Annotated in this window: 19 protein-coding genes, 1 tRNA gene and 1 pseudogene; 17 read left to right on the top strand and 4 right to left on the bottom strand. The window is 72.6% G+C overall.

Annotation, left to right across the window (positions count from 1 at the left end):
• The first annotated feature begins 59 nt into the window (after positions 1-59).
• From galU to ABT300_RS19880, 7 genes are all read left to right on the top strand, one after another.
• The gene (gene galU, locus ABT300_RS19910) at positions 60-971 is read left to right on the top strand and encodes a UTP--glucose-1-phosphate uridylyltransferase GalU (RefSeq protein ID WP_351677308.1); all 912 of its coding nucleotides are present in this window, start codon (positions 60-62) and stop codon (positions 969-971) included.
• Positions 968-2299, top strand: a complete 1332-nt coding sequence (glp, locus tag ABT300_RS19905; RefSeq protein ID WP_351677305.1) for a molybdotransferase-like divisome protein Glp — start codon at positions 968-970, stop codon at positions 2297-2299. Before galU ends, glp begins: the two co-directional genes overlap by 4 nt.
• Before the next feature lie 86 nt (positions 2300-2385).
• Complete coding sequence (moaC, locus tag ABT300_RS19900) at positions 2386-2865, top strand: cyclic pyranopterin monophosphate synthase MoaC (RefSeq protein ID WP_107443519.1); 480 nt, start codon at positions 2386-2388, stop codon at positions 2863-2865.
• The gene (locus tag ABT300_RS19895) at positions 2862-3410 is read left to right on the top strand and encodes a MogA/MoaB family molybdenum cofactor biosynthesis protein (protein ID WP_351677302.1); all 549 of its coding nucleotides are present in this window, start codon (positions 2862-2864) and stop codon (positions 3408-3410) included. Before moaC ends, ABT300_RS19895 begins: the two co-directional genes overlap by 4 nt.
• Positions 3411-3427: 17 nt before the next feature.
• A complete protein-coding gene (locus ABT300_RS19890; protein WP_351677300.1) occupies positions 3428-4048 on the top strand; it encodes a GNAT family N-acetyltransferase in 621 nt (206 codons plus the stop codon).
• A gap of 220 nt (positions 4049-4268) precedes the next feature.
• Positions 4269-5693, top strand: a complete 1425-nt coding sequence (locus ABT300_RS19885; protein WP_351677297.1) for a SepX/GlpR family protein — start codon at positions 4269-4271, stop codon at positions 5691-5693.
• Positions 5694-5773: 80 nt separating this feature from the next.
• Positions 5774-5847 (top strand) — tRNA-Ala (locus tag ABT300_RS19880).
• 147 nt (positions 5848-5994) lie between these two features.
• Here ABT300_RS19880 and ABT300_RS19875 read toward each other — a convergent pair.
• Entirely contained in the window at positions 5995-6492 is a 498-nt protein-coding gene (locus ABT300_RS19875; protein WP_351677295.1) for a GNAT family N-acetyltransferase, read from the bottom strand.
• Positions 6493-6610: 118 nt separating this feature from the next.
• Here ABT300_RS19875 and ABT300_RS19870 point away from each other — a divergent pair, with 118 nt between their 5' ends.
• Entirely contained in the window at positions 6611-7414 is an 804-nt protein-coding gene (locus tag ABT300_RS19870) for an exodeoxyribonuclease III (RefSeq protein WP_351677293.1), read from the top strand.
• A gap of 26 nt (positions 7415-7440) precedes the next feature.
• Here the strand turns inward: ABT300_RS19870 and ABT300_RS19865 are convergent, their stop codons facing one another.
• On the bottom strand, positions 7441-8085 hold the full coding sequence (locus ABT300_RS19865; RefSeq protein ID WP_351677291.1) for a MerR family transcriptional regulator: 645 nt from the start codon (positions 8083-8085) through the stop codon (positions 7441-7443).
• 134 nt (positions 8086-8219) lie between these two features.
• Between ABT300_RS19865 and ABT300_RS19860 the strand changes: the two genes are divergently transcribed.
• The 4 genes from ABT300_RS19860 (at position 8220) to ABT300_RS19845 (ending at position 11849) form a co-directional block, all read left to right on the top strand.
• The gene (locus ABT300_RS19860) at positions 8220-9731 is read left to right on the top strand and encodes a flavin-containing monooxygenase (RefSeq protein ID WP_351677289.1); all 1512 of its coding nucleotides are present in this window, start codon (positions 8220-8222) and stop codon (positions 9729-9731) included.
• A complete protein-coding gene (locus ABT300_RS19855) occupies positions 9728-10603 on the top strand; it encodes an alpha/beta fold hydrolase (RefSeq protein ID WP_351677286.1) in 876 nt (291 codons plus the stop codon). Before ABT300_RS19860 ends, ABT300_RS19855 begins: the two co-directional genes overlap by 4 nt.
• Positions 10600-11484 carry an SDR family oxidoreductase gene (locus ABT300_RS19850; protein ID WP_351677283.1) on the top strand — a complete coding sequence of 295 codons (885 nt, stop codon included), beginning with the start codon at positions 10600-10602 and terminating at the stop codon, positions 11482-11484. The genes ABT300_RS19855 and ABT300_RS19850 overlap by 4 nt, the downstream gene beginning before the upstream one ends.
• A gap of 92 nt (positions 11485-11576) precedes the next feature.
• Complete coding sequence (locus ABT300_RS19845) at positions 11577-11849, top strand: hypothetical protein (protein WP_351677280.1); 273 nt, start codon at positions 11577-11579, stop codon at positions 11847-11849.
• 155 nt (positions 11850-12004) lie between these two features.
• On the opposite strand, the gene ABT300_RS19840 is transcribed toward ABT300_RS19845, so the two are convergent.
• Positions 12005-15373, bottom strand: coding sequence for a S41 family peptidase (locus tag ABT300_RS19840; protein ID WP_351677278.1), 3369 nt, complete (start codon positions 15371-15373; stop codon positions 12005-12007).
• Between the two features lie 184 nt (positions 15374-15557).
• On the opposite strand from ABT300_RS19840, the gene ABT300_RS19835 reads away from it, so the two are divergent.
• The 3 genes from ABT300_RS19835 (at position 15558) to ABT300_RS19825 (ending at position 19388) form a co-directional block, all read left to right on the top strand.
• Complete coding sequence (locus ABT300_RS19835; RefSeq protein WP_351677276.1) at positions 15558-16166, top strand: TetR/AcrR family transcriptional regulator; 609 nt, start codon at positions 15558-15560, stop codon at positions 16164-16166.
• Between the two features lie 148 nt (positions 16167-16314).
• Positions 16315-18525: an MMPL family transporter gene (locus tag ABT300_RS19830; protein WP_351677273.1), complete on the top strand. Its 2211-nt coding sequence runs from the start codon at positions 16315-16317 to the stop codon at positions 18523-18525.
• A 308-nt stretch (positions 18526-18833) separates the two neighbouring features.
• Positions 18834-19388 carry a lamin tail domain-containing protein gene (locus ABT300_RS19825; protein WP_351677271.1) on the top strand — a complete coding sequence of 185 codons (555 nt, stop codon included), beginning with the start codon at positions 18834-18836 and terminating at the stop codon, positions 19386-19388.
• 87 nt (positions 19389-19475) lie between these two features.
• On the opposite strand, the gene ABT300_RS19820 is transcribed toward ABT300_RS19825, so the two are convergent.
• Positions 19476-21443 carry a YncE family protein gene (locus ABT300_RS19820; protein WP_351677269.1) on the bottom strand — a complete coding sequence of 656 codons (1968 nt, stop codon included), beginning with the start codon at positions 21441-21443 and terminating at the stop codon, positions 19476-19478.
• A 218-nt stretch (positions 21444-21661) separates the two neighbouring features.
• On the opposite strand from ABT300_RS19820, the pseudogene ABT300_RS19815 reads away from it, so the two are divergent.
• Both ABT300_RS19815 and ABT300_RS19810 read left to right on the top strand, forming a co-directional pair.
• Positions 21662-22152 (top strand): annotated as a pseudogene (locus tag ABT300_RS19815) (YbaK/EbsC family protein).
• Positions 22149-22576 (top strand): EamA family transporter (locus tag ABT300_RS19810; RefSeq protein WP_351677266.1); only part of this gene is annotated, 428 nt, incomplete at its 3' end. The pseudogene ABT300_RS19815 and the gene ABT300_RS19810, both read left to right, overlap by 4 nt.

The raw sequence follows: 22576 nt of genomic DNA, 5'->3' as shown, positions 1-22576 counted from the left end.
GATCATTAATTGAGCAGAGTCACAGATTCCTCACAAAGTCAGCGGATAGTGTTGCCGCCATGACTCAGTCGCACCCACGGATCAGCAAGGCTGTCATCCCCGCAGCCGGTCTGGGCACCCGCTTCCTGCCGGCGACCAAGGCCACTCCCAAGGAGATGCTGCCGGTCGTGGACAAGCCCGCTATCCAGTACGTGGTCGAGGAGGCCGTCTCCGCCGGCCTCGACGACGTCCTCATGGTCACCGGCCGCAACAAGCGCCCCCTCGAGGACCACTTCGACCGCAACTACGAACTCGAGTCGGCCCTGCAGAAGAAGGGCGACGCCGCACGGCTCGCCAAGGTCCAGCAGTCCAGCGACCTCGCCACGATGCACTACGTGCGCCAGGGAGACCCCAGGGGCCTCGGCCACGCCGTCCTGTGCGCGGCCCCGCACGTCGGACAGGAGCCGTTCGCCGTCCTCCTCGGCGACGACCTGATCGACCCCCGCGACCCGCTGCTCCGGCGGATGATCGAGGTGCGCGAGCAGCACGGCGGCAGCGTCGTCGCCCTCATGGAGGTCGCCCCCGAGCAGATCCACCTCTACGGCTGCGCGGCCGTGGAGACCACCGTGGACGGCGACGTCGTCAAGGTGACGGGCCTCGTGGAGAAGCCGGACCCGGTCGACGCCCCGTCGAACTACGCCATCATCGGCCGCTATGTGCTCGACCCGGGCGTGTTCGGCGTGCTGCGCGAGACCGAGCCCGGCCGCGGCGGCGAGATCCAGCTGACCGACGCCCTCCAGCAGCTCGCGCTGGACGAGAAGGTCGGCGGCCCGGTCCACGGCGTCGTCTTCAAGGGCCGCCGCTATGACACCGGCGACCGCGGCGACTACCTGCGCGCCATTGTCAGACTCGCGTGCGAACGTGAAGATCTGGGTCCGGACTTCCGTTCCTGGCTTCGCCGTTACGTCACCGAGGAGATGCAGCAACTTTGAGCACCGCCGCGCCCGCGCCCCGCCCCGCCGGCCAGGACCGCCTCTGGTCGGTGGACGAGCACCTGGACGACGTCCTCGCCGCCGTCCGCCCGCTGGAGCCCATCGAGCTGCAACTGCCCGACGCCCAGGGCTGCGTGCTCGTCGAGGACGTCACGGCGCCCGTCTCGCTGCCGCCCTTCGACAACAGCTCCATGGACGGCTACGCGGTACGGGTCGCGGACATCGCGGGCGCGAGCGAGGAGTTCCCCGCGGCGCTGGACGTCGTCGGGGACGTCGCGGCGGGACACCAGGCCGACCTGCTGCACGTGGGGCCGGGCCAGGCCGCCCGGATCATGACCGGCGCCCCGTTGCCGAGCGGTGCGGAGACCGTCGTCCCCGTGGAGTGGACCGACGGCGGGCTCGGCGAGGGCCCGGTCAGCGGGATGCGGGCCCGCAGCCTCGCCCCGGAGCAGGCCCGCGGACAGGTGCGCGTGCACCGGCCCGCAGAGGCGCGCGCGCACGTCCGCGCGCAGGGCAGCGACGTGCGGGCGGGGGACCGGGCTCTCGAAGCCGGCACCGTCCTCGGCCCGCCCCAGATCGCCCTGCTCGCCGCGATCGGCCGCGGCTCGGTACGCGTGCACCCGCGCCCGCGCGTGGTCGTGATGTCCACCGGCAGCGAGCTCGTCCAGCCCGGCGAGACGCTCGGCAGCGGGCAGATCTACGACTCCAACAGCTTCGCCCTCACCGCCGCCGCCCGCGACGCCGGGGCCATCGCCTACCGGGTCGGCGCGGTCGCCGACGACGCCGACACCCTGCGCTCCACCATCGAGGACCAGCTCGTCCGCGCCGATCTCCTCGTCACCACCGGCGGGGTCAGCGTCGGCGCGTACGACGTCGTCAAGGAGGCGTTGGAGCACGTGGGCGACGAGGACGAGGAGGGCGGCGGCGTCGAGTTCCGCAAGCTCGCCATGCAGCCCGGCAAGCCCCAGGGCTTCGGCACCGTCGGCCCCGACCACACCCCCCTGCTGGCCCTGCCCGGCAATCCCGTGTCCTCGTACGTCTCCTTCGAGCTCTTCGTGCGGCCCGCCATCCGCACCCTCATGGGACTGAAGGACGTCCACCGGCCCACCACGCGCGCGAAGCTGACCGCCGACAAGGCGCTGACCTCGCCGAAGGGCCGCAGACAGTTCCTGCGCGCCACATACGCCGACGGCGCCGTACGCCCGGTCGGCGGCGCCGGCTCCCACCTGGTCGCCGCCCTCGCCCACGCCGACGCGCTGATCGTCGTCCCCGAGGACACGGAGTCCGTCGAGCCGGGCGTCGACGTCGAGGTGGTCCTCCTCGGCTGAGGCCTCCTGGTTGGGGGTACCGTGTCGCGCACAGCAGGCCCCCGCGCCGCACCGCGCCGGGCCCGGACCGGGAGCGCCACACGACCATGAGTACGCAGGACCGACTGACGCACATCGACGACGCGGGCGCCGCCCGCATGGTCGACGTCTCCGGCAAGGACGTCACCTCCCGCACCGCACGGGCCAGTGGGCGCGTCCTCGTCTCGCCCCGCGTGGTCGAGCTGCTGCGCGGCGAAGGAGTCCCGAAGGGGGACGCGCTGGCCACCGCGCGGATCGCGGGCATCATGGGCGCCAAGCGCACCCCCGACCTGATCCCGCTGTGCCACCCGCTCGCCGTCTCCGGTGTGAAACTGGACCTGTCGGTCGCGGACGACGCCGTGGAGATCACCGCCACGGTGAAGACGACGGACCGCACGGGCGTCGAGATGGAGGCCCTCACCGCGGTCTCCGTCGCAGCCCTCACCGTGATCGACATGATCAAGGCGGTCGACAAGAAAGCCGTCATCTCGGACGTGCGCGTGGAGGAGAAGACGGGCGGCAAGTCGGGCGACTGGAGCCGGACATGACACAGGACGCGAACCCTGACGCGTCGGCGGGCGGCGCGCTGCTCGCGCCGTACAGCGCGCTGGTGGTCACCGCGTCCAACCGCGCGGCCACGGGCGTCTACGAGGACAGGGGCGGCCCGCTCATCGCCGAGGGCCTGCGCGGTCTCGGGTTCGCGGTCGACGGCCCGCAGGTGGTGCCGGACGGCGACCCGGTCGAGGCCGCGCTGCGGGCCGGCGTCGAGGCGGGCTACGACGTGATCGTCAGCACCGGCGGCACCGGCGTCTCGCCCACCGACCGCACGCCGGAGGCGACCCGCGCGGTGCTCGACCTGGAGATCCCGGGCATCGCCGAGGCCGTACGGGCGTACGGCCGCGACAAGACGCCCACGGCGGCGCTCTCGCGCGGACTGGCCGGCGTGTCGGGCGGCACGCTGATCGTCAACCTGCCGGGATCGACCGGGGGAGTGAAGGACGGCCTCGCCGTCCTGGAGCCCCTGCTGATCCACGCCGTCGACCAGATCCGGGGCGGCGACCACCCCGGACCGAGCCACGGAGGTGCGAGCTGAACAGCCCGTCCTGGCCCGTGGAACTGGTGGAGGGCGACATCGTCCTGCGGCCGATAAAGCTGCGCGACCAGCGGGTCTGGCGCGAGGTCAACCGACGCAACCGGGACTGGCTGCGCCCCTGGGAGGCGACCATCCCGCCGCCCGCGCCCAGCGGACCGATCGCGCACCGGCCGACCTACCGTCAGATGGTCCGGCACCTGCGCACCGAGGCCCACGCCGGACGGATGCTGCCCTTCGTCATCGAGTACCAGGGGCGGCTCGTCGGGCAGTTGACCGTCGCGGGGATCACCTGGGGATCCATGTGCTCCGGGCACGTCGGCTACTGGGTCGACGAGTCGGTGGCCGGCCGCGGGGTGATGCCGACCGCCGTGGCGCTCGTCGTCGACCACTGTTTCCGCACCGTCGGACTGCACCGCATCGAGGTCTGCATTCGGCCCGAGAACGGGCCCAGCCGCCGGGTGGTGGAGAAACTCGGATTCCGTGAGGAAGGGCTGCGGCCGCGCTATCTCCACATCGACGGGGCCTGGCGGGACCACCTCGTGTTCGCGCTGACGGCGGAGGAGGTCCCCGAGGGGCTGATGGGCCGTTGGCGGCGCACCCGCTCCACCGGCGTGCCCCGCGACCACCGCAACGCCTGACCCGGCCCAGGGGAATGCCCACGGGAATCGCTCTGGTCCCGAGAATTGAATAAGTGTTCGAAAATGATCGCAAGTTGACCGCCTGAGGCGGTGAATTCGCGCCCTCGGCGGCCTGCTGATCGCATCGGTCACAAAAAAAGTTCGAAATATCAGCCGGATCGTGCGACACACCGACTCAATTGGCGGATGGCCTCACGCAAACCCCTCTACCGTGTGAGGCGTGAGCAGCAGCGGCCTCATCTACGCAGTCATCGTCGGGGCCTGGGCCGCCTACTTGGTGCCTATGTGGCTCCGTAGGCAGGACGAGCTGAACGAGGCCCGTCCGACGGAACGCTTCAGCACCGCCATCCGGCTGCTGTCCGGACGGGCGGGTATGGAGCGCCGGTACGCCAGGGACCTGAAGGCGCGCTCCACCGAGGAGGGGGAGCCCGTCGCCGACGCCTCGGACGCCGTCACCGACTCGGTGGACGTCCGGGCCTTCGCCATGCCCCCGACCCGCCCGCAGGTGACGGCCCAGGTCCACGAACGCGGCCAGGACCGAGGCGTGGAGCGAGGCCAGGAGCGTGCGCCGGGCCGCTCGGATCCGAACCGTGAACAGGCCCGTGAACAGGCCCGGGAACAGGCTCGTGAGCAGGTGCGCGAACCGGCCGGCAGGCCCGCGCGGGAACGGCGCGACCGCGATCACGGCGCCCGGCAGACGCACGACCACGCGCCCGCGGCTCACGCGTCCGCCGCCCCCGCCACGGCTTCCGCCGCCGCCCGCGAAGGCGGCCAGGCCGCCGCGGGCAGGCGCGCGGCGGACGCCCGGCGTGCGGCGTCCGCCCAGGCGGCCGCGGCCCGCGCCCAGCGCTCGAAGTCGCTCGCCCGCCGTCGGCGCACCACCGTGATGCTCTTCCTAGCCTTCACGATCGGAGCGGTCGTCGCCGCGGTCGGCGGGCTCGCCTTCCTGTGGGCGCCCGCCGTGCCCGCCGTCCTGCTCAGCGCCTACATCGGGTACCTGCGCACCCAGGAGCGCCGCCGCTTCGCGTTCCAGATGGACCGCAGGCGCGCCGAGGTCGCCGCGCAGCGGCTGCGCGAGCGTCAGCCGCGCCGGCGCGCGCCCGCCCCGGCGAACGCGCCGTCCGCGGACCCCGGCCCCGACGCCGGCGCAGAGGAGCCGCACGCGGGCTCCGAACCGCAGACCGACCCGGGCCTGCTGGCGCTCGCCGCGGACCGCAGGGCTCTCGTCGAGCAGACCGACCACGCGGAGTGGATCGACCAGCAGCGCGAGCGGCAGCGCCGCCCCGGCCACGGCGACAGCTGGGACCCCGTCCCGGTGCCCCTGCCGACGTACGTGACCGCCCCGGTCGCGCCCCGGGCGACCTCCGACGTCGATCTCGCAGCCGCGGACGCCTGGAGCTCGGCCCGCTCCAGCTCGGTCCCCCCCGAGCACGACACGGCGGACGCGGAAGACGCGACGGCCGCCGGATTGGACGACCCCGACCGAGCGCCGGACGACGCGGCGGCCGACGACAGCGGCGCGGAGGACGGCGAGCGCAGCGACGCCCGGCGCGCGGCCTCGGCCCGGCGCTCCCGCGAGCGCGGACGCACCCCGCTGTTCGATCAGTACGAGGACGGCGAGCGTCCGCGGGCCGCCAACGAATGATCTCCGCCTCCCCGCCTCCGGCCTCGGGGAACGGATTTCCAAGCACGCCTACGGGGATGCTAGAGTTTCACTCGTTGCAAGGGCCTGTGGCGCAGTCCGGTAGCGCACCTCGTTCGCATCGAGGGGGTCTGGGGTTCAAATCCCCACAGGTCCACTGCAGCTCAAAGCCCCGGTCGGGATTCCCGACCGGGGCTTTGGCCATGTCGTACGGCGGTGAAGTGCGGCAACTGGCCTTTCCTTGCGGGCCTGAGGCCGCGTGCGCAGCCTCAGGCGCCGAGGAAGTCCAGGGAGTCGAGCGGTTTCAGGGGCGAACGGCCTCAGGGGCGAGCGGCTTGGCGAAGCAGCGGCTCGCGTCGTACGCGCGGTAGTAGCCGAACTTCGTGCACGGCTCGTACCCGCTGGAGACGTACAGGGCGATCGCCTCCGGCTGCTCGGTGCCGGTCTCCAGCACCATCCGGGTACGGCCCGCGTCCCGCGCGCTCTCCTCCAGCGCGCTGAGCATCCGCCGCGCCAGACCGCGCCCGCGCATGTCCCGCACCACGAACATCCGCTTCAGCTCGGCGTCGCCGTCCTGGTTGCCCTCGCCGTTGGCGTCCTGGCTGCGCCAGCCGCCGGTGGCCACCGGGCGGTCGGCCTCGTCGTAGGCGATCAGATAGACGCCGTGCGGCGGCTGGAAGTCGGAGGGCGCGAGGACGGTGGCGTCGCCGCCGTCGCCGTATCGCTCGTGGTACTCGGCCTGGACCTCGTCGTTGAGCTTGACCGCGTCGGGATGGTCGAAGGGGACCGGACGTATTCTCACGCCGAACACAGTACGTGGCGGCTCGACCGGACCGCCGACGTGCCCGATCGGCGCCCTTGGCACGTCCGGGGACGGGACCAGGTCCGGTCCGGCGACCCGCGGCCGGTATCGTGCCCGGGTGCTGACCGTGACCTCCGTGAACGTGAATGGACTCCGCGCCGCCGCGAAGAAGGGCTTCGTCGAGTGGCTCGCGGACACCTCCGCCGACGTGCTGTGCCTGCAGGAGGTGCGAGCCGAGCCGGAGCAGCTGCCGGAGACGGTCCGGGCCCCCGAGGGCTGGCACGTCACCCATGCCCCGGCCGCCGCCAAGGGCCGCGCCGGCGTCTCCCTCTACACCCGCCGCGAGCCGGACGCCGTCCGCCTCGGCTTCGGCTCGTCCGAGTTCGACGGGTCCGGCCGCTACCTGGAGGCCGACCTGCCCGGTGTGACGGTCGCCTCCCTGTACCTGCCGTCCGGTGAGGTGGGCACCGACCGGCAGGACGAGAAGCTGCGCTTCATGGGCGAGTTCCTCGCGTACCTCAAGGAGCTGCGCGCCCGAGCCGCCGCCGACGGCCGTGAGGTCCTCGTCTGCGGCGACTGGAACATCGCCCACCAGCAGGCGGACCTCAAGAACTGGCGCGCCAACGCCAAGAGCTCCGGCTTCCTGCCCGAGGAGCGCGCCTGGCTCACCCGGGTCCTCACCCCGACGGACGGCGGCTACGTCGACGTCGTACGCGAACTGCACCCGGAGACGACGGGCCCGTACACATGGTGGTCCTACCGGGGACGGGCCTTCGACAACGACTCGGGGTGGAGAATCGACCTTCAGGTCGCGACGCCCGGTCTGGCGGCCAAGGCGGTCAAGGCGCTGGTGGAGCGGGCCGCCACGCACGGCGAACGCTGGTCGGACCACGCCCCGGTGACGGTGGCCTTCGACCTGTAGAGCGCCCCGTGACCGCCGATGCCCCGTCAGTTCTCCTTGCGCAGGCGGCGGTCGAGGGCGAGGGAGACCTCTGCCTCGACGACGCTGCGGGCCAGCGGGCGCAGGCGGGGGAGTTCCTGCTCGGTGGCGTGGCGCAGGATCAGTTCGGTGAAGAGCTCGGCGAGCGCGTCGGCGTGGGCGCGCACGCGCACGCCCGCCGCCAGGACCTCCGCGAGCGGGATGCCCTCGCGGACCAGGGCGGCGGAGACGTCCAGCAGGCGGCGGCTGATGTGGACGATCTCGTCGCCGTCGGTGCCCAGGTAGCCGAGTTCGAGGGCGGTGGCGAGGTTCTCGGGGGTGACCTGGCCCTCGAAGCGGGCGGCGAGCTCCTCGGGGGTGAGACGGACCGGCTCCTCCTCGGTGGGGCCGCCGACGCCGATGAGGTCGGCGACGTCGCGGCCCTGGTCGAGGGCGTCGGCCAGCTCCGCGATGCCGGTGAGGGTGTGGCCGCGTTCCAGCAGGGCGGCGACGGTGCGCAGCCGGGCCAGGTGATGGTCGTCGTACCAGGCGATGCGGCCCTCGCGGCGGGGCGGCGCGAGCAGTTTGCGTTCGCGGTAGAACCGCAGGGTGCGCACCGTGATGCCGGCCTTCGCGGCCAGCTCCTCCGTTCGGTACTCCCTCTTCTCCGTCACGGCCGAAGCCTATGTTGTACCGCGGGTAACTTTCCTTCCCAGGGCCTACCCATCAGTACGGAGCTGCTCTACGCTCCCATTGCGCCAGTATTCACTGGCAGAGTTGCGAGAGTCGCACGGCAGGAGGCGTCGGGATGACCGAACACGTACGGGTGGCGGTGATCGGGTCCGGCTTCGGCGGGCTGGGGGCCGCCGTGCGGCTGCGCCGGGAGGGGATCACCGACTTCGTGATCCTGGAGCGGGCGAGCAGCGTCGGCGGGACCTGGCGGGACAACAGCTACCCGGGGTGCGCCTGCGACGTGCCCTCCCACCTGTACTCCTTCTCCTTCGCCCCGAACCCCGAGTGGCCGCGCACCTTCTCCGGGCAGGAGCACATCCGCGCCTATCTGGAGCACGTCACGGACGTGTTCGGGCTGCGGCCGCACCTGCGCCTCGACTCCGAGGTGCTGCGGATGACCTGGGACGCGCAGGAGCTGCGCTGGGACGTCGAGACGAGCGCGGGGCGCTACTTCGCCGACGTCGTCGTGTCGGCCACCGGGCCGCTGTCCGACCCGAAGATCCCGGAGATCCCCGGCCTCGACTCCTTCCCCGGCGAGGTCTTCCACTCGGCCCGCTGGGACCACGACGCCGACCTCGCCGGCAAGCGCGTCGCCGTGGTCGGCACCGGCGCCTCCGCCATCCAGATCGTGCCCGCCCTGCAGCCGGACGTCTCCCGGCTGACGTTGTTCCAGCGCACCCCGCCGTGGGTGATGCCCCGCGTCGACCGGGCGATCAGCGGCGCGGAGCGCGCCCTGCACCGGGCCCTGCCGGTCACCGCGCAGGCGCGTCGCGGGCTGCTGTGGGGCATCCGGGAGCTGCAGGTCCAGGCGTTCACCAAGCGGCCGAACCAGCTCGGTCTCGTCGAGAGGCTCGCCCGGCAGAACATGGCCCGTGTCATCAAGGACCCGGCGCTGCGGGCCAGGCTCACCCCGGACTACCGCATCGGCTGCAAGCGGATCCTGCTGTCCAGCGCCTACTATCCGGCCCTCGCGCAGCCCAACGTGGACGTCGTCGCGAGCGGGCTGAGCGAGGTGCGCGGGTCCACCCTGATCGCGGCCGACGGCAGTGAGGCCGAGGCGGACGTGATCGTCTTCGGCACCGGCTTCCATGTGACCGACATGCCCATCGCCGACCGGGTGGTGGGCGCGGACGGGCGGACGCTGGCGGAGAGCTGGAAGGACGGCATGGAGGCCCTGCGCGGCGCCTCCGCCGCGGGCTTCCCCAACTGGATGACGATCATCGGCCCCAACACGGGCCTCGGGAACTCCTCCATGATCCTCATGATCGAGTCCCAGCTGAACTACCTGGCCGACTATCTGCGCCAGCTGGACGTCCTCGGAGGCCGGGCGGCCCTGGACGCCCGCCCGAGCGCCGTGCACGCCTGGAACCGCCGGGTGCAGGACCGGATGCGGCGCACGGTGTGGAACACCGGCGGCTGCACCAGCTGGTACCTGGACGCGAACGGCCGCAACACCACCGTCTGGCCGGGCACGACCTCCGAGTTCCGGCGGGCGACGCGACGGGTGGACCTCGCCGAGTACGAGGTCCTGCGCACGTCCGTGGCGCCGGCCGGCCCCCGCACGGCCGACAGCGGGGTGACGGCGTGAGCGCCCGCCGCGACCTGACGGCCGTCTCCGCCGACGGCACGTCCCTGCACGTCGAGGTGCACGGCCCGCAGGGCGCGCCCGCCGTCGTCCTCGCGCACGGCTGGACGTGCTCGACCGCGTTCTGGGCGGACCAGATCAGGGACCTCGCCGCCGACCACCGCGTCATCGCCTACGACCAGCGCGGCCACGGCCGCACCCCGGCGAGCCCGGCCTGCAGCACGGACGCGCTGGCCGACGACCTGGAGGCGGTGCTCGCCGCGACGCTCGCGCCCGGCGAGAAGGCCGTGATCGCCGGGCACTCCATGGGCGGCATGACGGTCATCGCGGCGGCCGGCAGGGACGCCCTCCGGGAGCATGCGGCGGCCGTCCTGCTGTGCAGCACCGGCGCCTCGGGCCTGGTCGCCGAGTCCACCGTGCTGCCCCTGCGGGCGGGCCGCCTGCGGACCTGGCTGACCGGGCACGTCCTCGGCTCGAGGGCGCCCCTCGGACCGGTCACGCCCGTCGCGAAGCGGATCCTCAAGTACGCCACGATGGGCGCCGGTTCCGCCCCGCACATGGTGGACGCCTGCGCCCGCATCGTGCACGCCTGTCCGCGCAAGGTGCGGCACGCCTGGTCGCATGTGCTGAGCCTGCTCGACCTCGACCACCGGGTACGGGAGTTGAGCGTGCCCACGGCGGTGATCGTCGGCGCCGGCGACCGGCTGACCCCGCCGGTGCACGCCCACCGGATCGCCGCGGCGCTGCCGCACTGCCTGGGCGTCACCGAACTGCCCGGCCTCGGCCATATGACGCCCATCGAGGCGCCCGCGCTGGTCACCGGCCGGATCCGGGAACTCGTCAGCACTTACTCGCAGTTGAAGGAGGGCGCATGAGCAGGGTGAGCCTGGAGGGACAGGTCGCGGTCGTCACGGGGGCCGCGCGCGGCGTGGGCGAGCTGCTCGCCCGCAAGCTCTCCGCACGGGGCGCGAAGATCGCACTGGTCGGTCTGGAGCCGGACGCGCTGAAGCAGGTCTCCGAGCGCCTGCACGGCGACAGCGACCACTGGCACGCCGACGTCACCGACCACGAGGCGATGACCCGGGTCGCGGCGGAGGTGAAGGAGCGCTTCGGCAAGGTGGACATCGTGGTCGCCAACGCGGGCGTGGCGAACGGCGGTCCGTTCGCGGAATCCGATCCGCACGTCTGGCGCCGGGTCGTCGAGGTGAACCTGATCGGCTCGGCGGTCACCGCGCGCGCCTTCCTGCCGCTGCTGCAGGAGAGCCGCGGATACCTCCTGCAGATCGCCTCGCTGGCCGCGATCACCCCGGCGCCGATGATGACGGCGTACTGCGCGTCCAAGGCGGGCGTGGAGGCGTATGCGCACTGTCTGCGCGCCGAAGTGGGCCACCGGGGCGTGCGGGTGGGCGTCGGCTATCTGTCGTGGACCGACACCGACATGGTGCGCGGGGCCGATCAGGACGAGGTGATGCGGGAGTTGCGGCAGCGCCTGCCCTGGCCGGCGAACAAGACGTACCCGCTCGGTCCGGCCGTCGACCGGCTGGTGGCGGGCATCGAGCGGCGCTCGGCGCATGTGTACGGACAGGGGTGGCTGCGCGGCATGCAGGGCGTGCGCGGCTACCTGCCGGGTCTCATCGGGACCGTGGGGCAGCGTGAGATGCGGCGGTTCGCGCCCCGGCTGCAGGGGATGCGGACGGGGCTGGTGGGCGCGGGCGGGTCCGCCGACGAGGAGACCAGGGCTACGCAGCGTAGTTGATCGACATGCGTGCGGTGACCGCCCGTGTGAATCTGGTCGAGGCCCCACCAAGGGGCCGCGAACCCCCTCATCTCCTACAGGAGTGAACCCACATGGGTATGAAGGACAAGTTCCAGGACAAGACCGAACAGTGGCAGCAGCAGGGCAAGCAGAAGGCCCAGCAGGCCAAGGAGCAGGTCCAGCAGCGTGGCAAGCAGCGCCCGGGCGAGCGCCCCGGCGAGCGGCCCGCGGACCGCTCGGGCGACCGCCCCGGCGAGCGTCCGGGTGAGCGCTCCGGTCAGCGTCCCGGTGAGCGTCCCGGTCAGGACACCGAGCGGATGCGGCGCGAGGACGAGGACCGTCTCGCGCACGACTACGACATGTAGTCACCGCTGACGACTCGGCTCAGGCCGGTGGTTCGGGGCGTCCTTCTCCGGAAGGGCGCCCCGAGCGCTGTGCGCCCCGGCTTCGCGCGCCGTCCGGCGGCGTCGGTTCTCCGCGCCGCACACCGGCGTCAACTCTCCTTGGCGCACACCGGAGTTCAGCTGTCCGTGGCGCGCGGCGGCAGCGGGGGCCGGGACCGGTCGGGGACGCCGGTGAGGTCCGGCGGGGTCGCCGGGGGCGTGAGGGTGAGCAGGTCCAGGGCCAGCCGTACGGCGTCGTCGAGTTGGGCGTAGCGGCCCTCGGCCCAGTCGAGCGGGGTGCGCAGGGCCTCCAGGTCGGGGGCGACGCCCCGGTTCTCCACCGACCAGCCGTAGGCGTCGAACCAGGCCGCGTTCATCGGGACGGTGATGACGGTGCCGTCGCCGAGCTGATGGCGGCCGGTCATGCCGACCACACCGCCCCAGGTGCGCTGGCCGACCACCGGGCCCAGCTTCAGCAGTTTGAAGGCGGCCGCGATCATGTCGCCGTCCGAGGAGGTCGCCTCGTCGGCGAGCGCCACCACCGGGCCTCTCGGCGCGTTCGAGGCGTACGACACCGGCTGGGCGTCGCGGGTGAGGTCCCAGCCGAGGATCGTGCGCGTCAGCTTCTCCACGACCAGCTCGCTGATGTGGCCGCCCGCGTTGCCGCGCACGTCCACGATCAGCGCGGGCCTGGACACCTCCATGCGCAGGTCGCGGTTGAACTGGGCCCAGCCCGAGCCGCCCATGTCGGGGATGTGCAGGTAGCCGCAGAGACCGCCGCTCAACTGGCGTACGACGGCACGGCGTTTGGCGACCCAGTCCTGGTAGCGCAGGGGGCGTTCGTCGACCAGCGGGACGACGGCCACCCGGCGCGGCCGGCCCGTCTCGCCCTCGGCCGGGGCGAAGGTGAGCTCGACGGTGGTGGCGCCGGCCCCGGCCAGCAGCGGGTACGGGCCGGTCACCGGGTCGACGGGCCGGCCGTCGACGTGGGTGAGCACCGCGCCCTCGCGGATGCCGGTGCCGGCCAGCGGTGAGCGGGCCTTGGAGTCGGAGGAGTCGCCGGGCAGGATCCGGCGTACGGCCCAACCGGCGTCCCGGCGGACGAGGTTGGCGCCCAGCAGGCCCTGGAGGCGCTGGTAGTGCGGCGGTCCCTCGTTGCGGCGGGCGGCGGTGACATAGGCGTGGGAGGTGCCGAGTTCGCCCAGCACCTCGCGCAGCAGGTCCGCGAACTCGTCGGGGGAGGCGACGCGTTCGACGAGCGGGCGGTACTGGTCGAGCACCGCGTCCCAGTCGATGCCGCACATCCCGGGGTCCCAGAAGTAGGCGCGGATCAGCCGGCCGGCCTCCTCGTACGCCTGTCGCCATTCGGCGCCGGGGTCCACCTCGTGCAGGATGCGCCGCAGGTCGATCCAGACCGTGGAGTCCGGGTCCCCGGTCTCGGCCGACGGCGCCGCCCGCAGGTCGCCCTCGTCGACGACGACCAGCCGGGTGCCGTCGCCGCTGAGCGCGAACCAGTCGAGGTGGTCGACGAGTTCGGACCTGCGGGCCTTGCCGATGCTGAAGTGCTCCAGCGTCGGCCGGCCGCTGGTGTCGTCGGGGTTCGCGAACGTCTCGCCCAGCGCGCCGGAGATCGGCCAGCGCAGCCACACCAGTCCGCCTCCCGCGACCGGGTGGAGGGCGGAGTACTTGGACGCCGGCACGGGGAAGGGGGTGACCCGGCTCTCCAGGCCCTCGGCCTCGACGGTGACGGTCCCGTCGCCGGCCTCACCGCCCTCGCCGTCCTGCAGCGGGTCCAGTCCGCCGGCGGCCGGACGGCCCTCCGGGGTCAGCGCGAAGGGCGAGGGGGTGGCCGAGGACAGCGGCACCAGGTAGGGGCGGCAGCCGAGCGGGAAGGACAGGTCGCCGGTGTGCACGTCGTACACCGGGTCGAAGCCGCGCCAGGACAGGAACGCGAGATAGCGGCCGTCCCGGGTGAAGACCGGGTTCTCGTCCTCGAACCGTCCGTCGGTGACGTCGACGATCAGCCGTTCGTCGGTCGCCATGCCGGGGACGCGGGCCATCTTGATCTGCCGCAGGGAGCGGCCGATGCCCGGGTGCGACCAGGTCAGCCAGCTGCCGTCCGGCGAGAACGCCAGATCGCGCACGGGTCCGTTGACCGACGCGATCAGCTCGGTGACCTCGTCCTGCGCAGGCTCCGCGCTCTCCGCGGGCTGCGCAGGCCCCGCGCTCTCCGGGCCCTCCGCGCTCGCCGCAACCTCCGCTGGGGAGGCGCCCTCGGGGTCCTGGCTCACGTCGACGAGCAGCAGCCGGCCGTCGTGCGAGGCGATCGCGAGCCGTTCGCCTTCCGGGTCGGCCACCATCTCGAGGACCCGCCCGAGTCTCCCGGAGGCCAGCCGGCGTGGCGCGCGCTCGCCGCTGGCGCGCGGCAGGCAGGCGATCTCGACGGCGTCCTCGCCGTCCGCGTCGGTGACGTAGGCGACCTGGCCGCCCGAGCCGAGCATCTCCGGCAGCCGCACCCGCACCCCGGGCGTGTCGGTGATCGTCCGGGCGGGTCCGTCCCGGTGGGTCAGCCAGTAGAGGCTGCCGCGGACGGCGACGGCGCTGGCGCGTCCGGTCTCGTCGACGGAGATGCCGTCCACGTGCTGGGCGGCCGGGATCTGGTAGGGGCGCCGTCCGGCCCGCGGCCCGCCGAGGCGCACGTCGACGCGGCGCGGCGCGGAGCCGGCGGCGAGGTCGTCGACGATCCACAGCTCGCCGGCGCACTGGTAGACGACGCGGGCGCCGTCGCCGGCGGCGTGCCGGGCGTAGAAGGCGTCGTGGTCGGTGTGCCGGCGCAGATCGGAGCCGTCGTGGGCGCAGGAGTACAGGTTGCCGACGCCCTCGTGGTCGGAGAGGAAGGCGATGCGGTCGCCGACGAACAGCGGGCAGGCGAGGTGTCCGTCGAGGCCTTCCAGCAGGCGCCGCCCGTGCAGCCACAGGCGGCCGGTGGCGCCGCCGCGGTAGCGCTTCCAGGCGGCCGGCTCGTGCGGGGGAGTGCCGGTGAGCAGGAGGGTGCGGCGCTCGCCGTCGACGTCGGCGACCTGGAGGTCGGAGACCGGGCCCCAGGGGAGCTTGCTGCCGGGCGAGCCGTCGGTGGGGACCTTGTAGGCCCAGGTGAAGTAGGAGAACGGCTCGCCGTGGGAGGCGACGGCGAGGATGTCGGCGTTCCCGTCCGGGTCGGGGGGCGTCCAGCCGCGGACCTGGGTGTCGGCGCTGCCCCAGTACGTGAGGCGCCGCCCCGGGCCGCCGTCCACCGGGACGACGTGGATCTCCGGGACGAGGCTGCGCCAGCTCGTGTACGCGATGTGGCGGCCGTCGGGGGAGAAGCGCGGGTGGCCGGCCTTGGTGCGGTCGACGGTGAGCCGCCACGCCCGCCGGGGATCGTCGAGAGGGGTCAGCCAGAGGTCGTCCTCGGCCACGAAGCACAACAGGTCACCGCTGAGATGGGGCAGACGCAGATAGCTCACCTCCCCATGCTTTTCCGGGGGATGGACCGGAGCAACTTATGACAAAGGCGTGTCATGGTCGATCATGTCGGCGACGACGTGAGCCAGGACACGTACGAAACAGTTTCGTTTCGCTGCGAGATGCGCTACATTCGGCGTGTACGAACAGGAGACTGTGGCGGTGCGGAGTGGGAAGGTGAGCGGAATGACCGAGGTCGCAACGGCGCGTCGCAGCCGCATCACTCCCGAGCGCGAGGCCGAGCTGTACGAGGCCGTGCTCGAACTCCTCCGTGAAGTCGGCTACGACGCCCTCACCATGGACGCCGTCGCCGCCCGCACCAGGTCCAGCAAGGCGACGCTCTACCGCCAGTGGGGCGGCAAGCCCGAGCTGGTGGCGAAGGCGGTCCGGCACGGCAAGCCGGGCGGCTGTATCGAAGCCATCGACACCGGGTCCCTGCGGGGCGACCTGCACGCCCTCACGCTGCGCTCGGACGACGGCCAGATGGCGCAGAACTCCGCGCTCATGCGGGGGCTGGCCATGGCCGTCCACGACAACCCGGATCTGCTGAAGGCGTTCAAGGAACACCTCATCGAACCGGAGCTGGCCGAGTTCCGCCTGCTGCTGTCACGGGCGATCGACCGGGGGGAAGTCCGCGCGGACAACCCCGCGGCCGACTTCATGATGCACATGATGATCGGGGGGTTCGCGGCCCGGACACTGCTCGACGAGCAGCCCCCGACGCAGGACTTCCTCCTCTCGTACATCGACGCCGTGGTGCTCCCCGCCCTCTGCGCGCCGAATCCCGCCATCTGACCGTCCCCACGGTCCGCCCAACCTGACGTCACCGCTCACGTCGTCGGGCCGATCACCCCTGTCTCCCCGCCGGGTTGGTCAACCCTGCCCCCAGGGCCGTGCCGGAACACGGCCCCCACAACCACGACCTGACCGGGAGTACGCCTCCGTGGCCACGTTCCTCTATCGACTCGGCCGGCTCGCCTTCCGCCGCCGCCACTTCGTCGCCCTCATATGGGTGGCGCTGCTGACCCTGGCAGGCGTCGGCGCCGCCTCCGCGCCCGCCGCCGGGACAACCTCCTTCTCCATACCGGGAGTCGAGGCCCAGAAGGCCTTCGACCTGCTGGAACAGCGCTTCCCCGGGGCCAGCGCCGACGGCGGGACCGGGCGTGTCGTCTTCAAGGCGCCCGAGGGCCAGAAGATCACCGACGCCGCCAACAAGGCGACCGTCGACAAAGCCGTCAAGACCCTCCGCGACGGCTCCGAGGTCGCCTCCGTCACCGACCCCTTCACGACGAACGCCGTGAGCCAGGACGGCACGGTCGCCTACACCTCCGTCAAGTACGACGTCCCCGGCATGGAGCTGCAGGACTCGACCCGGGACGCCCTCGAGGCGGCCGGCGACGCGGCCCGGGCCACCGGGCTGACCGTCGACGTCGGAGGCGACGCCCTCCAGGCCGGAGCCGAGCCGGGCGCGATCGGCGAGGTCATCGGTCTCGCGATCGCCGCCGTCGTCCTCGTCCTCACCCTGGGCTCGCTCGTCGCGGCCGGACTGCCGCTGCTCACCGCGATCATCGGCGTCGGCATCGGCGTCTCCACGATCACCGTCCTCGCCAAGGCGCTGGACCTCGGCGACACCACCTCCACCCTCGCGCTGATGATCGGCCTCGCGGTCGGCATCGACTACGCGCTGTTCATCGTCTCCCGCTACCGCAGCGAGCTCGCCGAGGGCCGCGACCGCGAGGAGGCGGTCGGCCGCGCCACCGGCACCGCCGGCTCGGCCGTCGTCTTCGCCGGCCTCACGGTCGTCATCGCTCTGGCGGGCCTCGCGGTCGTCAACGTCCCCATGCTGACCAAGATGGGCCTCGCTGCGGCGGGCACGGTCGTGGTCGCCGTCCTCATCGCGCTGACCATGGTCCCGGCGCTGCTCGGCTACGCGGGCAAGAAGGTCCGCGCCACCGGCGAGAAGCGCAGGCCGGCCGCCGTGAAGGGCGAGCAGGACGAGCAGGACAAGCCCGGGCCGGGCGTCCGCTGGGCGAGCTTCGTCGTCCGTCGTCCGGCCGTCGTGCTGCTGCTCGGCGTGGTCGGCCTCGGCGCGATCGCCGCCCCGGTCGCCCAGCTGGAGCTGGGGCTGCCCGACGACGGCTCGCAGCCGACGTCCACGACCCAGCGCCGGGCCTACGACCTGCTGTCGGAGGGCTTCGGCCCCGGGTTCAACGGCCCCCTGCTGATCGTGGTCGACGCCGCGGACAGCGACGACCCCAAGGGCGCGGCCACCGCGGTCACCGACGGGATCAAGAAGCTCGGGGACGTCGCCACGGTCACCCCGGCGATGTTCAACAAGGCCGGCGACACCGCCACGATCACCGTGATCCCCGGCTCCAAGCCGTCCTCGACCCAGACCGAGGACCTGGTGCACGCCATCCGCGGGCAGGGCGCCGAGGTCAGGGCGGACACGGGAGCGCAGGTCCTGGTCACCGGCACGACCGCGATGAACATCGACTTCTCGCAGAAGCTCAACGACGCGCTGGTCCCGTACCTGGGCCTGGTCGTCGGCCTGGCCTTCCTGCTGCTGATCGTGGTCTTCCGCTCCCTCCTGGTCCCGCTGAAGGCGGCCCTCGGCTTCCTGCTCAGCGTGCTGGCCGCGCTCGGCGCCGTGGTCGCGGTCTTCCAGTGGGGCTGGCTCGGCGGCCTGATCGGCGTCGAGGAGACCGGCCCGATCATGTCGATGACGCCGATCTTCATGGTGGGCGTGGTCTTCGGCCTCGCGATGGACTACGAGGTGTTCCTCGTGACCCGGATGCGGGAGGCGTACGTCCACGGCGAGAGCCCGAGCCAGGCCATCGTCACCGGCTTCCGGCACAGCGCCAAGGTGGTGGTCGCCGCCGCGATCATCATGATGGCCGTGTTCGGCGGCTTCATCAGCTCCGGCGAGTCCATCATCAAGACGATCGGCTTCGGCCTCGCGATCGCCGTCTTCTTCGACGCGTTCGTCGTCCGCATGGCGATCGTCCCGGCGGTGCTCGCGCTGCTCGGCAAGCGGGCCTGGTGGCTGCCCAAGTGGCTGGACCGCGCCCTGCCCAACGTGGACGTCGAGGGCGAGGGGCTGCGCACCCCGTCCGACACCGGCGAGGAGGACCGCGAACTGGTCCGCGTCTGACACGTCGGACTGTCCGAAAGACCGCCGGTGAGGGCTCCGTGGGGACGGGGCGCCCTCACCGGCGTTTTTCTTCACGACTCTTTTTCGTGACCCACTATCGGGTGACGGCGTCACGCGCTCGGGCCCCACGGAGCCGACGGCCCAACGGGTCCGGCGCGTTCAGGACATAGATGGACATGGAAGGCTACTGTCACCGGAATGTGCATGATTCGTAACGTGCAGCGGTATTGAGCCACTTGGGACGGGCCGGGTGGGCAATCTGGTTCTGCGGCCGAGGGGCCGCACACCGCACCAAGCAAGGAGACCTTGTGTCCGTTTCCTCTGTTTCCGCCCGTCGTCTCACCGCCGTCGCGATCGTCGCCGCCGCTGTGACCGGAGCGGCGACACTGCCGGCGTCGGCCGCCGCCGCCTCGCGTCCGAACCGGCCGCAGGTGGAGATCAGCCGCGTGCAGTACGACGCACCGGGTCGGGACGACCGCTCGGCCTTCTCCCTGAACAAGGAGTGGGTGGAGCTGACGAACACCACCCGTCACGCCGTCAACCTGGACGGGTGGACGCTCTCCGACGACCGCGGCGACAAGTACACCTTCCGCCACTACCGGCTGGCCCCGCGCTCCACGGTGCGCGTCCACACCGGTTTCGGCCGTGACACCCGCACCGACCTGTACCAGGACCGCCGTCGCGAGGTGTGGGACAACCGCTCCGACACCGCCACCCTGCGCGACGACCACGGCCGTCGCGTGGACCAGGAGTCCTGGGGTCACAACCGTCACCACGGCGACGACCGCCACCACGGCAACGACCGCCACCACGGCGACGACCGTCACCACGGCAACGACCGTCACCACGGCGACCGCCGCTGACCCGGTCCCCTCACGCGCGGCGCGCCCGACCCCTTCCGGGGCGGGCGCGTCGCCGTGTCATGCCGCGGAATTCCCCGCGGTCCGTGCTCAGTTGGTGAAGACGATGTACTTCCAGGCGCCGTGCGTCGTCGCGTTGACGTTGTCGCCGGACGAGCCGTCGATGTACGACGAGCGGATCCGGGCGCGGATGCCCGCCTCGCGCGGCGCCTCCAGCGTGACGGCCGACTTCCCGTTGGGGCCCACCGGGAAGTACTGGGACCCGGAGTCGTACCAGGAGCCCTGGTAGTAGACCTGGACCTGCAGGCGCTGCTGGCGGCCGGCGTAGTAGTTCATGGTCGTGGTGAACAACGGGTCGGTGTTCTTGCGGAAGTAGGAGTACGTCGTGGAGCCGATCCGCGCCGTCTTGTAGTGCCGGGAGACGGCGGTCGAGACCTTCGCGTAGGCGCCCGCGGTGGACTTCGCCGTCTTGTCGGCGCTGCGCGCGTCGCCCGCGAAGACGGCGGTGACGGCCGTGTCGCGGGTCATGTCGACGACCACCGACAGGTTGCCCTGCGCGTTGACCCGGCCGTTCTTGACCAGCTTCTTCGGCTTGTCGGCGCCGGCGGGGTCGACGTAGATCGCCACCGTGCGGTTGCGGTACGTCGCGCCCAGGTGCGCCGTGAACGTGACGTCCTTGCCGTACGCGTACAGCTTGCCGTTGTTGGTGACGCTGAGCGCGGTCGCCTTGCGCGAGACGGCCACCACGTCGGAGCCCACGGTGGCCGCGTGACCGGCGTCGCCCGCGAAGAACACCCGGTAGGTGACCTTGCCGCCGGCGGGCGGCACGTCCGTGAACGCGAACGAGCCGTCGGCCTTGGTCTTGACCGGGGCGAGGACCTTGCCGCCCGGCGACTCGAGGTCCGCCCGGGTCACCTTGAGGGCGGTGCCGGCCGGAAGCGGCGTCGCCGAGGTCAGGCGGCCGGTGACGGTGAGCTGCTTGGCGCGTTCCGCCTTGACCGGAGCCGTCACCTTCAGCGCCGGAGCCTCCTTGGTCGGGTCCGTCAGCGCGCGCAGGGTGAAGACGCCCGCGGTGTTCACGGAGACCGCGAACACCCGGCTGCTGTCCGGCGCCCAGGCCAGCGCGCCGTCGACGAGGGTGTCGGCGCCGCTGCTGTCACCGGTGTTGGGGAAGTCGTACTCGCGCACCGGCGTCGTCGCGCCCGGCCGGATGACGTGGACGTCGGGCTCGTACCAGGAGAAGCTGCCGCCCGCGACGCTGCCGTCGGGGGCGACCCGCACGGCGTTCGGGTACGCGTCGATGGCGTAACCGGGCTGCTCGGCGAGGTCGGCGGCCGAGTAGGCGCCGATGCCGTAGGCGAAGTCGCGCGACCCCCACGAGGTCAGGACCTGCTTGCCGTCGGGCGTCAGGTCCAGCTGCTTCACGGTGGTGTCCATGTCGCCCTTGGCGCGCAGCACGGCGCCGTCGGCCGTCACGTCGTAGACGGCGAGTCCGCCGCCTGCGCCGGCCACCAGGACGCCCGGGTCGTCCGGGTCGGCGCCCAGCAGCGTCGTGCCGCCGAAGAAACCGACGTCCCCGCGCTGGGCGAGGTGGACGACGGGCTCGGCGCCGGAGACGTCGAGCGAGCCGAAGTCGGAGCCGTAGCCGAACCAGATCCGGCCGTCGACCACTTCCAGGTCGCCCGGAGCCGCACCCACCGGGTAGCCGGCGGTCTCGGTGTACGTCCCCGTGTCCACCGAGACGATCCTGCTGCCGTTCGTGACGGCCGCGTACACGTGCCCGGAGTCGGCGGACAGCGCGAGGCCGCTCACCCCGGACAGCCCGGTCAGGGTCGCCTTGACGGCGCCCGCGTAGTCGGTGACGACGATCTTGCCGCCGCGCGGGTCGGAGACGTAGACCCGCTGGTGGGCGCCGTCGACGACCATGTCGCCGACCGACTCCACCGGAAGGACGTTGGCGGAGTCGGCCACGGCCACTCCCGCCGAACCCGCGGCGAGTACCGCGGAGCTGAGGACGACCGCGAGCGTCGTCGCGGCCGAGATGCTGCGCCTGCGCACAGAAATGGGAACCCCCAGGAAAAGAGCCCGGTGTGTCCGCCGGGCGTGATGAGACGCCTGCGTCCCCCCTTCGCACCCGCAGCGGGCGCGTGAACGCGGCAGAGCAGCAGCGTATGGCATGCCAATGACAACAGGGGACGGGATTTCCGCGCTTCCCGGGACGCTTACCGGACAATCCCGCTCGCGCGCCCGGCGGCGCCCTCGCTAGCGTGCCGGGCATGACGACCACCGGCGCCCACCCCCGCTTCGCCCGGGCCCTGAGCGAGCTCGGCCTCGACGAGCTGACCCCGCGCGTCCGCCGCTTCCCCGACGCGACCCGCACCGCCGCCGAGGCCGCCGCCGCGATCGGCTGCGAACCGGCCGAGATCTGCAAGTCCCTCGTCTTCGCGGCGGACGGCGCGCCGGTCCTCGTGCTGATGGACGGGGCCTCCCGGGTCGACGTCGAGCGCGTGCGGGAGGAACTCGGCGCGCAGCGCGTGACGAGGGCGGCCGCAGACGTCGTGCGGGAGACGACGGGGTACGCGATCGGCGGGGTGCCGCCCTTCGGGCACCGCACGCGCACGCGTGTCCTCGCCGACCGGGGCCTCCTGGCGCACGGCGTCGTCTGGGTGCGGCCGGCGATCCGCACGCCGTCTTCCCCATCGCCCCCGACGCCCTGATCCAGCACGCCGGCGCGGACCTCGTGGACGTCCGCGAACGCACCGCGTGACCCCGCTGGTCACCGCCGCCGTCCTGCTCGCCGCCGTCACCCACGCCGGCTGGAACGCCATCGCGCACCGGATCACCGACAAGCTCGCCGGTTTCGCGCTCATCGCCGGCGGCGGCATGCTCATCGGCGTCGCGCTCGCGCCCTTCACCGCGTTCCCGGCGGCGCGCGCCTGGCCGTGCCTGCTGTGCTCCGCGGTGATCCACATCGTCTATTACGCGCTGCTCATGCGCGCGTTCCGGCTCGGCGACTTCGGGCAGGCCTACCCGCTGGCACGCGGCTCCGCGCCCCTCGTCGTCACCGTCCTCGCCGCCGTCTTCGCGCACGAGACGCCGGACGGCCCGGCGGCCGCCGGGATCGCGCTGTCCTGCGCGGGGCTGACCGGCGTCGCCCTCTGGGGGCTGCGCGGGCGGCGACCCGACCGGGC

It is taken from the genome of Streptomyces sp. NPDC001027, assembly GCF_040299045.1.
Lineage (GTDB): Bacteria > Actinomycetota > Actinomycetes > Streptomycetales > Streptomycetaceae > Streptomyces.
This window is presented reverse-complemented; position numbering and strand designations above follow the sequence as displayed.

Excerpts from the sequence above, each read along its gene's own strand:
- galU (WP_351677308.1), top strand. The coding sequence starts at position 60 with ATGACTCAGTCGCACCCACGGATCAGCAAGGCTGTCATCCCCGCAGCC.
- moaC (WP_107443519.1), top strand. The coding sequence starts at position 2,386 with ATGAGTACGCAGGACCGACTGACGCACATCGACGACGCGGGCGCCGCC.
- ABT300_RS19895 (WP_351677302.1), top strand. The coding sequence starts at position 2,862 with ATGACACAGGACGCGAACCCTGACGCGTCGGCGGGCGGCGCGCTGCTC.
- ABT300_RS19860 (WP_351677289.1), top strand. The coding sequence starts at position 8,220 with ATGACCGAACACGTACGGGTGGCGGTGATCGGGTCCGGCTTCGGCGGG.
- ABT300_RS19850 (WP_351677283.1), top strand. The coding sequence starts at position 10,600 with ATGAGCAGGGTGAGCCTGGAGGGACAGGTCGCGGTCGTCACGGGGGCC.
- ABT300_RS19845 (WP_351677280.1), top strand. The coding sequence starts at position 11,577 with ATGGGTATGAAGGACAAGTTCCAGGACAAGACCGAACAGTGGCAGCAG.
- ABT300_RS19835 (WP_351677276.1), top strand. The coding sequence starts at position 15,558 with ATGACCGAGGTCGCAACGGCGCGTCGCAGCCGCATCACTCCCGAGCGC.